Origin of the sequence: Aquimarina latercula DSM 2041 (assembly GCF_000430645.1) — a bacterium.
Taxonomy (GTDB): domain Bacteria; phylum Bacteroidota; class Bacteroidia; order Flavobacteriales; family Flavobacteriaceae; genus Aquimarina; species Aquimarina latercula.
In genome coordinates, this window is the sequence record NZ_KE387185.1 from 559,743 (window position 1) to 572,949 (window position 13,207).

The 13,207-nt window shown below is 33.6% G+C and carries 5 protein-coding genes; all 5 read right to left on the bottom strand.

Annotation, left to right across the window (positions count from 1 at the left end):
- Positions 1-14: 14 nt before the first annotated feature.
- The 5 genes from H526_RS0120365 to pgi all read right to left on the bottom strand — a co-directional run bounded on the left by H526_RS0120365 (position 15) and on the right by pgi (position 13,206).
- Positions 15-563, bottom strand: coding sequence for a hypothetical protein (locus H526_RS0120365; RefSeq protein ID WP_027394712.1), 549 nt, complete (start codon positions 561-563; stop codon positions 15-17).
- Positions 563-5,383 carry a fibronectin type III domain-containing protein gene (locus H526_RS0120370; protein WP_035086125.1) on the bottom strand — a complete coding sequence of 1,607 codons (4,821 nt, stop codon included), beginning with the start codon at positions 5,381-5,383 and terminating at the stop codon, positions 563-565. Before H526_RS0120370 ends, H526_RS0120365 begins: the two co-directional genes overlap by 1 nt.
- 23 nt (positions 5,384-5,406) lie before the next feature.
- Positions 5,407-7,884 (bottom strand): TonB-dependent receptor, encoded by a 2,478-nt coding sequence (locus H526_RS29725; protein ID WP_051336256.1) that lies wholly within the window; start codon positions 7,882-7,884, stop codon positions 5,407-5,409.
- A 282-nt stretch (positions 7,885-8,166) separates the two neighbouring features.
- Positions 8,167-11,391, bottom strand: coding sequence for a TonB-dependent receptor (locus H526_RS0120380; RefSeq protein ID WP_027394714.1), 3,225 nt, complete (start codon positions 11,389-11,391; stop codon positions 8,167-8,169).
- A gap of 177 nt (positions 11,392-11,568) precedes the next feature.
- Positions 11,569-13,206 carry a glucose-6-phosphate isomerase gene (gene pgi / locus H526_RS0120385; RefSeq protein ID WP_027394715.1) on the bottom strand — a complete coding sequence of 546 codons (1,638 nt, stop codon included), beginning with the start codon at positions 13,204-13,206 and terminating at the stop codon, positions 11,569-11,571.
- Between the last annotated feature and the right edge of the window lies 1 nt (position 13,207).

Here is a 13,207-nt window from a genome sequence, read left to right on the forward strand (position 1 = left end):
TTCTTATATAAAAATTATTGATTTTGTATTAACTTTCCATTTCTATAAAATTTTAGGTCTTCTTTAGACGGAGAAAAATCAAACTCTGTCATAATCTTAGGGCAATCTTTTATATATTTTATTAGAATGGTATCTCCTTTGTTTTTAGTTTTTAATAAATTTCCATTTATCTTAAATTCACGCCTAAATGTGTCTTGGCGTATTTGGAACTTAGCTTCCACATACCAACTCAATTTTGAATGAGTTTTTTTTGTTATAATAGCTTGGTCAATTATAATGTCGTTTTTTTGAAAAAATCTCTCTTGTTTTTTTTCATAAAGTATAGCGTATAAAAAAAACATTAATATTGGCATAATAAGAATCCAACTAGATTTTTCTATTTTACTTAATTTAAAAATAAAGTAGAACAAAGAAGGGATAGCTGCTAAACTCAATAAAAATGATAAAAAGCTTGATTGATTATGAAATATACAATATGATTGTAGGTGACGTAAAACACCGCTAAAATGTATTGCCAAAAAGATCATAGTTATTGAATAAAAATATAAAAGTACTTTTCTCATTAATTATCCATCTTTAAAAAATCTTTTAAAATATCAGATGATATATCCTTAGTTATATTTGTTATACTCCCGATAATTATATCATCCGTTTTATTCCAAATTATTAATATTCCTTCTTTTTCTTCTAATTTTGCGAAATAATATTTATTTCCTTCATTTTTCCAGAAATAATCATATAAGCCAGTATCATTAAGAAAGTCCCTTACTCTTGTAGATTTTCCATTAGTTACAACTACTTGATCAAACATTTCGTGAGATCGAATTTTACTCATTATTTTTTTGTATTCTGATATAGAAGAACTCATTTTGTTCATAAAAATTAACATTCTTGGAATGTCTATGGTTTCTCTCAATATTCTGGATAATTCAGATAATTCATCATTGGTTTTGAGATCAAATTTTTCAATTACATTAGCTAATCTCTCAATGCTTTTAGCGCTTAATCGTGTTATGTCATATTCCGATTTGAAAATGACATCGATTGCTTTTACACCAGATTCTTTTGCCAATAATTTTTCAATGGAGCTTTTGTAAAAATCACTTTTTCTCGAAAATAATTCCTCAAAGCTTATTAATTTTTTCATTAATTCTACAGTCTCTGGAGTACCAAGTTTTATTTTATTTTTAAAGAACAGAAATGCATTTTTTGATAGATACTTTGTTTGTTGATGAAGTTTTATCTTTGGTAGTATTTGACCAAGTGCAACTGGTATTGCACATTGAAGACCAGCAAGCTTCAAATTATTGTAAAATTCCTCCCTACTTGTAGCCATAATCATTCCAGAAACCTGATTTTGATCAAGTCCGATGGCGCAATCTAGAATTACATCAGTAATTTTATTATCGAATATATTTTTAACGCCTCCTAGTAGCATGTCTTCAGCAAAATCAGAGTATGGGATTGATTCTCCTGGACTAAGAATTTCATGCGCAATTAAGTTTCCTAAACCTTCTTCTAAAGCACCTGCTATAAATCTTTTGTAAGCATCTTGACCTAATTTATTTAAAATCTGTACTCCGTGTTGAGCAATCAATCTATAAGTCATGTAAGCCATCAGAACATCTTTTGATGCTTTTGCCGCAAAAGCGCTCCAGGCAAATACTGCGGAGTCTGTTCCAAAACGAGCGACATATTGATCATAACCGTCTTTCATAGAAATTGCTTCACTATACCCTTCTGATTCTATATCTGTTAAATAAGATTTGTAAACAGATACATCATTCATTATTTCATATCTTGATTCTAAGTCATTTAGGGAGTATTCATAGGGAATTTGTTCTAAATTAATTTTATATTTTACCCAATCTATTGTGTTTTGATTATATCCTTCAGGAATGCCATCTCTAAGATCAATTGAAGAAAATATAATTTCTGCATCTCTTGCATAAGTTTCTACAGGAAAATGATCATTAAATTTATTTATAGAATATATACCGTTCTCTTTTAGGTAGCCAAGGATTTGTTGAAAAGAATTCAAAGTCCATTTATCTTTAAATTCTTCTCTATAAAAGGCATAAGTTTTATCCTTTAGTTTATTTGTTATGTGATTAGAAAAATCAATAAGTTCTTGTCTATTTGCGTCATCAATGGAATTTTCAAAGGCATAGAATACATTTACCCCTAAACCATCTAAAACTCCTTCCGTTTCGGCATCACCACACTGGTTTCCTTCTCTACTAATTGTTAGTACACTTTCAGGTAGGAATGGAGGGATTGCATTTCCTGTATATGTATTTGATAAAACAGGATTATTCCAAGAAGCTTCAATAATACAATCCAAATAAGTATTTTGATATTTCTTTTTGGAAATAGTGAAAATTATTTGTCCAACTGGTGCATATTTGATATTGGAATATTTCTTTCTATTAAACTCTTCTAAAAAACTATCAGTTAGAACTACACCGCCTCTTACTAATTCAATATGTTCTTCTGATAGATAACCTAAAAACTTTTGATTCTGCTCTGAATAGACTCCTTGGTATTTGGTTTCATTCTGTATAAATGAGATTACAGCGCCATCTTCATTAAATTTTAAATGGGAAGCCTCATCAAGTCGTATAGCTGTACCAATCGGAGATAAAAAACAAAAATCTCTCCACTTGTTGTTGTCAATACTTAAATATTTTGTTATAGCATTTTGAACTGACTCCCCATCCTCATCACCTTGGAACCAGTAGATTTGAATACCTGGCGCATGCATTTTTTCCCAATCCATATGAGATAAGCGCACTCCAGTACCATAATCCATCAATAAGTCTGTTGTTCCGGTAGTATTGTATTTTTTAAATGGATGTTCTAACCCAAAGACTCCATGACCCAATTCGTGAGCTGCAGTTCGGCCTTTATCATCACCAGTAAAGACAAAACCAAATTGTCGTTTTAGAGGCATAAACCCTTCTGTACCCGAATCAGAAGGTGGAATATCAGTAACAAATAAATAATAGGTGTCTCGTTGATATCCTGGTAATGTTTTAAACTGGCTAATCCATGCTTTTTCACCTTCGGTATATTGAGATAGTAAACTACTATCACCTACATCCAAGGTGGTATCTGATACTGTTAATGGCGAGGCAGAGGTAACATTAAATTGAACGCCTGCTGGGTTGTAAATTTTATTGATACGTTCACCGATACCAGATAAACTAGCGCCATTAACCGAGATTAATTTTACATTGATCGTAGCTACATCCTGATTTGCTAGATGCCATAAATTTGCTGCTCCCGCTACTTTATACTTATCTGTAGAATCCTTAGGCCTAACCGTAGCGATGATTTGCTGTTTGGCAAAATCAAAAGCTTTTTTGAGTGATAGGGTTGCAGTTGTGCTATCGCGATTCCATGAGGCCTGTACTTTGGTTCCTTCTTTGGTCTTAAAAATAATATCCGAAGCACTGTGATCATTTGTACTAATAGCTACTTCTGCTGTTATAAAATCTGTAGGATGATCTGGTAATGCAGCGATTGCTTTATATGGGATGTTATATTCTCCACCGCCAGATATCGGTACTTTGTCATATTCATTGGCAATGGAACCGCCAGCATTTTCTGGTACCGTATCGAAGCTATAAAATCCGTTAGTATTGTTAAAGGTAACCGTAATCCCAGCGGCTGTAATTTCATTAACACCACCACTGGATACTCCATCGGTGTTTCCAGAATTAGCAGGACCTCCTTCTGCTTGCTCTCCATTCGATACATCGCCATCTGCATCTACATGCCACTCTTCTCCGGTATTGTCTACAAATATGATATCGTTGCCACCATCAAATGTATCTGGTATTGGGCCATCTGAAGTAATGATGATAATATCTCCATTTTCATCAATCTTAATATCAGTAATATTCACATCTACATTAATCACCTGAACATCACCATCATCGCCGAGAATTGTATCTATGATAACGTCACCATCCACAATACTACCCCAGTTCGGGTCATAAGTAGTAACTACAAAACCATCTACCAGTTTCATCTCGGTATTGATTTTGATATTTTCGAATTTTACTGGAATACGTACTGTTGCCAACCAAGGTGTACTGATATACCCTTCTCCGGTAAAAGAAGTGGATCCTGATACTTCTTTTACATATACAGGAAAATCGCCAGCAGTAAATACATCGTTTACAAAAAGTTCGGTGAGTAGTTCCTGATTCGATAGATCCACAGGATCTGGTTGTATACCACAAGAAGCATAATCTGCCAATTCTTCGCTAAGTGTTCTAAAGGTGTCTACTGGAGATTCTCCAAAACTATTCTGAGTACAGTTCCCAACAACCCTATATTCATAAACGGTGTCTGCTTTAAATTCATCGATGGTTACATAATCTCTTGGAGTAGTTTTACTATACCATCTGTCGCTACCGGCTTCTCTATATTTTATCGTATAATCCAAATGATCCGGATGTCCAATCCAACTAATAGTAGCATTGGTCATACTTACATCTTGCACCTGAATATTACTTGGTAATTCGCAACTAGCTTGGTAATCGAACCAGAAGATTTCACTATTTCCGTTATTATTAAATACCGAAACTTCTTCGCCATTATTGGTAGCAAATGCTCGCACGCGCCAAGCATATCTTTTGCCCGCTAATAACAATGGCTGAACAGGGCCGTACAATAAGGAGGTATTGGTTGTAACTTCTTGGTATAATGGTGGTGATGCTACAAAAATAGCTTGCGGATCTATATAAGGATCCCAAACTTCTACAAGACTAAATTCGTACGAAACATTCGGTACATTGATATGTCTTGGTGTCCATTGAAAAATAATATTCGTAGGGTTTTGCTCACTTATTTTAGCTTGGTTATCAGGTTTATTTAAAAACGGAGGATCGTTATTGATCAGAAAAATAGTGGCACAATTTTTTGATGATAATCGATTTCCAGTAAAAGCATCAAATACTTCAAAACAAAACCTATACGATCCATCCGGTAGTGGACTGTTATATTGTACTGAGGATATGCCTTGTAAGTTTTGTTGTTCGAAATAGGGTGCTAATTCTGATATCGTTAGGTTTAAAGGAATACCACCATCTAGGATTAAAGTGGGTGCTCCGATGACTACTGGGGCACTAATGGCGTTGATTCCATTGCCTTCTATAGCCACTGCTAACCGAACTTCTCTGCTGGATGCCGTTACATCACTTAATACTAGTTGAACTCTTAGAGGACTATTGGTAATTCCAGAATTGGCATATCCAGACAGATTGGTAGGATATGGAGGAATGGCTTGTGGAGTAACACGAACAGGAAAAGTCTGCGCCATGGCAACCTTTAGCTGTAATAGTGCTATTAGTATAAATAATAGTTTCTTCATAAGCGTTTTGGGGTAATTATCAACTAGTTATCCGAACTACGATATAGCTCGTCGAAATAGATGATAATTTGCTCCTCTAAATATATGTTAATTTTTTCTAAATCTTTTTTCTCGGAATACATCCTAAATGTAGCTTCCTGAGTACGTTCTTTTATGTTTTTGGTGTGGTCACTGTTAGCGATTACCTTATTGCCTTTTAATAATTGATCTACTTCTATTCTAAGGAATAGATATGCTTCAAACTTTTCTCCTTCTACCTCATATTTGGTATAGATCTTCATGTATTCGAATTGTACTTCTTCTGATTCTGTATTTCTTTCTGTTTCCGAGAGTGCGTGTAGAGGATGATTTTCTAATTCAAATTTCGCTTTAGCATATACATCCTTCATTTGCTGATCCTTATTTACCAGTTCTTTGCGTAAACTGGATAATGTAGATCGCAATATGTTCTGATATACTGGGATGTAATCTTTGCGTACATAAATACTATCCAGAAAATCAATTGCTAAATTTTTGAAATCTTCATCCAATACTGCTTTTTGCTTGAGCTGTACTAATTCATTTTGTAATTTAGATACTCCAAAAGCTTCTTTTTTATCAAAATATTCTTGGTTTGTAATGGTTTCTATTTGATCAGCAACCTTATTGGCGTTACCTTCATAAATAATACCTCGATAACGGAATCGATAGTAATTTTGCTTGTCAAGCTTTTCTTCTAGTTGCTGTAGCGTGTCTTTTGATTTTTTAGTATTCTTTTTATCATTTGAAGAATTAGGATCTCTTTTTCTGAATCGTAAATCAGGTTTTTTAACATCAAATGAATAACTATATCCAAGGGTAACCGTAAAATCATTAGCACTGGCTGTCGAAGTATTATTTCTAAACAAGGCTAGTGCATTTAAATTCAGATTATGCTTTTCCTTATATACATAACCAGCATTGGCTCTAAAATTCGTGACATTTCCTTGTGAAGTTCCGTTGGCTAAACTTTGATTATAAGAAGCAGAAACCCCTGTTCTTAGTTTCTTGTCAAAAAACTGTTTATTAATAGATAATGTTGGGCCATAGGTTAGTGCATCGTTTTCTTCGATAACGTTGTAAGCAGCATTTATAGCTCCACTAATTGTTAAAGCACGTTCTGGATATGCTATAGAATAGTTAGCGCCCGCATTGTAAAAGTCTGTTTGATTATTCGTTTCATCTGCGGTGCCTTGTTCATCTTTGGTCGTTTGATATGTTAAACTAAGACCCACATTTTGTTGCTTTTGCTTGCTCTGAGATAAAATGTATCCCAAGTTTAACGATGCATTTTGGGACACTTGTTTAAAATCTAACGTATCTAAATTTTGCAACGGATCTACTTCATTGATAACATCAAAAGCTGTTCTGATATTAGTATACGATTGGAAATTCGAATAAGAAGCGGCAATATTAAATCGGTCAGATGCTTTGATATTGGTATTTAGTGCTGCTACAACCCTATTGGATTGAGATTCTTTTTCATTCTTAAGATCATCTCTTTGTAAACCAGCATTTAAAGCAAGCGATACACGTCCGTTAAATAACTCTTGTGTCGCGTTTGCAGTGACGTTTTCTAAGTCATTATTAAAGAAATATGCTCCAAAGGTTCTGTATTGAGGATCGATACGCTCATATCCTACACCTAAACTACCTTTTCCAAAAGAATAGGTAATATCCGCATTGAAAGCAGTATAATAGTCAGTAGAGGCTTTTTCGTTAATAAAGAAACCTAGTGGATTGCTGTTTGCATCTGTTTCGTCATCGTTTAGATTTTCGGTAACGGCACTTTGCGCTACTTCTAGATTAAAGTTTAACCCTTTGGTAATCTCAACTGAAGAGGCTAGGCTGATTACTAAGTTTTCTTTAGGATCTATATTAAGATCATCGGTTATTGGAATTTCTAAAGAGGAAGCTTCATCTTTTGCTTTGAAAAAAATTAAAGCAATATTAAATCTATTGAAATCATATGAGGTTTTTAATCCGTATCCCATTCTTTTGTATGCTGGTATTGCCTCAGGTACTTCAGAATTGTATTCGGTTGCTTTTAAAAATCTACCGTATAGAGCACTAATTTTAAACGGACCATTTGGGGTAAGATCTGTTCCAAAACCTGTAAATTGATGTCCACTAACTGTATATGGAGAAAAAGTCATAGCAACATCTCCAATATGTGTTGCTACCCATTTATATGAAGGATGAATGCTAAGTCTGTTAATTTTAAACGGTGTACTATAAGCAAAATCCTGATTTGTATATGAAAATGATAAAGGGATGTTGTAAATACCACTTATGTTAAAATTTAAATTACCATTAAGAAAATAAGTAAAAGGTTCTCTATTGGCAGTGCCATTATAGTACACAGAATTCGCAGAAATTCCCCCATTAATCTTGACTAAAGGAGCTTTTCCAATTTGACCAAGATCTTGGCCAAGAAGGGGAGAAGTGAGTAAAACCAGTAAATAAAGTAATCTTTTATTCAATATGGGGCTTGATTTGGGGTTGGCGAATTTAAGTTTTTTTTAACATTTAACAAAGGGAAAATTTTAACTTTCAGAACTTTAACAGAATATGTAATATTATTCTTACTAACCTGATATTGTTTATGCTATTAATAAATGGTTTTATTATTAAGTGTACTTAATGACCATAATGTTACCCCTATAGAACAAGTTTTTTAATTTTTAAAATTAGATATGACAAATTATTATATAAAAAAACCTCGCTCAATTTGAGCGAGGTTTTCAATTCTATGTATATAATTTTTAGTTAAAGATATATCTTAAACCAATTTGCATTTGCCATCTTGATGATTGTAATCCAGCATCATCTAATTGCTCTAAACCGTCTTCGAAAGAAGCAGGGTTAAAACTAAATTCTGGATCAGGACCAGCTTGTTCTGTTTCTAATAAACGAACATCACTTATAAACTTACGTTTTCCCCAATCTTTATTAAGAAGGTTAGTGAAGTTAAAGATATCTAAAGACACCTGAAGTGTGTTTTTGTATTTTCCAGTATTGATATAAAAGTCTTGTAAGAATTTTAAATCAATAGTGTTACTCCAAGGACCTCTAGATCCATTACGCTCTGCATATTGACCTCTTCTACTTCTTAAGTAATCATTTCCTTCGATAAATGCATCTAAAGCATCCCACTGTTGTTGAGAACTTAATCCATTTTCTCCATCAACTAATACAATTTCACTCTGATTAGCTGGGATATAGATTAATGCGTTATCTCTAGAATCATCATTTAAAAGATCTCTACCTTCTCTGTAAATAAAAGAATAAGGAGAACCTTGATTAGCTTCGTAGAAAAGAGCAATAGTAGATTTCATGAATCCAAGATATTCTTTTTCATAACTTACATTTGCTGTTATACGAGAACCTTGAGAGAAATCAGATCTTGCTAGAGGTATATCTGCATTCTTACCGTTTACAGTTTGTATGTTTCTCCATTGAGAACTATTCTGAGAAGAAGTTCCATCAAAAATTGATTCAGCTTCACCATAAGAATAAGATACACTTCCTTGGAAACCATTAGAGAATGGTTTTCTTAAAGTAACAGAAGCGTTATAAGAGAAACCTTCACCTGTATTTGTTCCTAATGTAATTCTTCCATATGTGTTATCAATTAAATCACCAAAACTATCGCTGTAAAAAGGTCTGTTATCAGCACCATTCAAGAAACCTTCTGCTTCAGCAATGTTTAAGTTTTCATAATAGATATTTGTAATTACATCTGTATATAAGAAATCTGCGCTAGCAATTAATCCCCAGAATGGTAATTTTTGATCTATCGCAATATTATATTTCATGAATTGTGGTAATCTTAGGTCAGGACTAAAGATATCCACATTCCCAGCTAAACCTCCAGTACCTGGCTCTACTGCTACAGGCTGTTGGTTGATATCAGGATTAAAAGTAATCGTAGAAGGATCTAAGTTAAATCCACCTGTAAATCCACCTGTAATTCCATTATTGTTGTAAGATCCTCCAGGCCATACTAATGGAATTCTAGAAGTAAACATTCCTAATCCACCACGTATTTGAGTAGTTCTATCATTTTTTACGTCCCAGTTAAATCCAACTCTTGGAGATAAATGTGCTTTAGGATTAATTGCTTTACCAACTCTAGCTCCACGTAAATCTTTTCCAGCTGCTTCTAAGATAGGAATAGTTCTATTGTTAAAGTCATCATTTACTGGACCGTCTTCAAAAATAGGAACATCTACTCTTAAACCAGCAGTGAACTTAAAGTTTTCAGAAATACTAACTTCATCCTGAACATATACACTTGGCTGGTATAATTTAAATTCTGAAGCTCCATCAGACTCATCACCAACAGCAGTACCTCCAACTAGAGAATAACCTCTTTGATATTCGTCAATAATTCCAGCATAGAAATCACTAACACTATTAAAAGTGTAATCACCGTAGTTAAATGCAAAGAAAAGGTTCTTTATTTTAGAAAACTCGTGTTGAGTACCAATTGTTATGGTGTGTTTACCACTATAGATTTCAAAATTATCAGCAATGTTTAAGATATCCTGATCTAATAAGTTCGCTGTAGAGAACGGTTCTGCACCAAAAGTAATAGTACCATTACCATCTCTAATATCTACAGAAGGGAATGGGTCACCTGATGGGTCTCTATCATCTCTTACTGTTTTGTATCCTACTAATAAACTGTTAGATGCCCAGCTACCAAATGATGAGTTAAGCTCTAATGTTGTTTCGTTCTTTACACTTTCGAAAAGCTCAGATCCGTTGATGAAACCAATTCTTGTGTTACCACTGTTTCTAGCTTCTAGATTATCTGCACTAACATAATTATGTTTTACACTTAATTGATTGTTTTCATTAATATTCCAATCTAATCTTACTGTAAACTTGTTACTTTCTAGTGTTCTAGTATTGTTGTCAAAACCACCTGGATTAAATCCGTATGTTGTTTGTAAGAAGTTAGAAAGATCTTGAACTTCGGATAAACTAGAATCTCCTTGGTAATTACTAAAGTTAAATGGTTGTGGAGTTTCAGTTTCTTCTCTTTCGTAATTTACAAAATAGAATAATTTGTCTTTTATAATTGGACCACCGATTCTAACACCATAGATATTAGAAGAAAAGTCTGCTAATTTTTCTCTAGACTCTCCATCACCAACTAAGCTAGGAGGAGTTTTTCCTGCAAGATCTTGGTTTCTAAAGTATGTGTATGCAGATCCTTCGATTCTGTTTGTTCCAGATCTAGTAATTGCATTAATAGCACCACCAGCAAAACCTGATTGTCTTACATCAAAAGGAGCAATGTTAATCTGAAAAGTTTCAATCGCATCAATAGAGAATGGATTTACTCCAGTTTGTCCTCCATCTGTTCCCGAACCAGCTAAACCAAATACGTCATTACTTACACCACCATCGATGTATAATGCATTGTATCGGTTGTTTTGACCTGCTAAAGAAACTGAGAATCCGTCATCACCTTCAGTAATCTGTGCTTGCGGAGTAATTCTTACGAAATCCGCTACCGATCTAGATACAGAAGGCAGAGAGTTAATTTGTCTTTCGCTTACTGTAGTTTCAGTTCCAGTTTTACCAGAATCAAATACTCCATTACGATTAGCTGTAATTACAACTTCTTCAAGAGCATTTGCTTCTTCTTTCATTTGAGTGCTAATAGATTTAGAGCTTCCTAATTGAAGAAATACTCCATCCTGTACGAAACCTAAAAAACCAACATAAGAGATTGTTACTCTATATGGTCCACCGGTTCTCATATTGGCGATTCTATAATAACCATCAAAATCTGTAATTGCTCCATACTTAGTACCAGATGGTGTATGAATTGCAATTACATTAGCACCCGGAAGTGCGGCACCTGTATTATCTGTAACTTTTCCATTCATGGAAGATTTTGTAACACCTTGGGCGGACATTTCTGCAAATGTCGCCAAAAGAATTACAACAAATAAAAATGTAATCTTTTTCATTATAATGAATTGAGTTAATTGTTTGGCGCAAAAGAACGAATCTTTGTGCAATCTAAGTTTATCTAAACGTTAAAATTTTTCACATAAAAATTTAACGGTTTTAAGGTAACTCTATTTCGTATTTAATTGATTTGTAATTGGTTGAAAATATCAAAAAGTTATTAACCAAAAGAATAATTAATCTAAATACTTTTTTAACAATGTTTTTGTAGATGAATCATGGTCAGAAATCTGCGAATTATCGATTTCGTTTAGAATATTTGTAGCTAATTGCTTACCAAGTTCTACGCCCCATTGGTCATAACTGAAGATGTTCCAGATAACTCCTTGAACAAATATTCTTTGTTCATACATGGATACGAGTTTGCCTAAACTTTTGGGAGTTAGTTTGTTGATAAGTATGGTTGTGGTAGGCTTATTACCTGTAAATATTTTAAAAGGTTTTAACTGATCTAATGTTTCTGTAGGAAGATTTTTAGACTTTAATTCTTGAACAACTTCTAACTCAGTTTTTCCATTCATTAAAGCTTCGGTCTGTGCAAAGAAATTAGCCATTAATTTATCCTGATGATCTTTATCAGCAAATAAGGACTTTTTAAAACCTATAAATTCTGCAGGAATAAGCTTTGTACCTTGGTGTATTAGTTGAAAGAATGCATGCTGAGCATTTGTTCCTGGTTCACCCCAAATGATGGTTCCTGTTTGATAGTCAATTGTTTTTCCGTTGCGATCTACACTTTTTCCATTACTTTCCATAATCCCTTGTTGTAGATATGCAGGTAATCTATGTAAATATTGAGAATAGGGTATAATGGCTTCACTTTCGGCTTTAAAGAAATTATTATACCATACGCTTAATAATCCTAAAATAACAGGTATGTTTTCTTCGAAATCGGTAGTTTTAAAATGCTCATCCATTTCGTGGGCACCTTCTAATAAAGCTTCAAAATTTTTATATCCAACGGATAAGCTTATAGATAGTCCAACTGCGCTCCAGAGAGAAAAACGACCTCCAACCCAATCCCATAATGGGAAAATATTATCTTCAGAAATACCAAATTTAGTAACGTTAGGAATATTACTAGATACTGCAATAAAATGTTTGCCTACAGCTTCTTGAGAAGCTTGTTTTATAAACCAACTTCTAGCAGTAGTAGCATTTGATAATGTTTCTTGTGTAGAGAAAGTTTTTGAAACTACAACGAATAATGTAGTTTCTGGATCTAGATTTTTTAATTTTTGATGTACATGATCACCATCAACATTGGATATGAAATGTACTTTTAAATGATTTTTATAATACTCTAAAGATTCTGTTATCATAGCCGGACCAAGATCCGAACCGCCAATACCAATATTTACGATATCTGTAAAAGCTTTATTGGTATGTCCTTTTAGTTCTCCATTGATAACTTTGTCACAGAATCCTTCAATTTTGTTTTTTACAGCGACTACTTCTGGAACAACATTTTTGTTATTAACAGTTATGGTTTTATCTGATGGTGCTCTAAGGGCGGTGTGTAAAACAGCTCTTCCTTCTGTTTCATTAATAAGATCTCCGGCAAAATAACTTTGTATTGCTTTATCCAGCTTAACTTCTTTTGCAAGATCGATTAATAATTTTTTAGTAGTTTCATCTATCCTGTTTTTAGAGTAATCGATATAAAAATCTTTCCATTCAATAGAGAGTTCTTCTGCACGATCTGGAGATCCTGCAAAAAGATCTTTTAGATGAGTGTCTTTAATATTTTTGTAATGGTTTTCAAGTGCTTCCCAAGCTTTTGTGGTGGTGGGATTAATAGTTGGTAATGCCATG

Bases quoted from the DNA above. Each gene is read 5' to 3' on its own strand.
- pgi (WP_027394715.1), bottom strand. From the start codon at position 13,206: ATGGCATTACCAACTATTAATCCCACCACCACAAAAGCTTGGGAAGCA.
- H526_RS0120365 (WP_027394712.1), bottom strand. From the start codon at position 563: ATGAGAAAAGTACTTTTATATTTTTATTCAATAACTATGATCTTTTTG.
- H526_RS0120380 (WP_027394714.1), bottom strand. From the start codon at position 11,391: ATGAAAAAGATTACATTTTTATTTGTTGTAATTCTTTTGGCGACATTT.
- H526_RS0120370 (WP_035086125.1), bottom strand. From the start codon at position 5,383: ATGAAGAAACTATTATTTATACTAATAGCACTATTACAGCTAAAGGTT.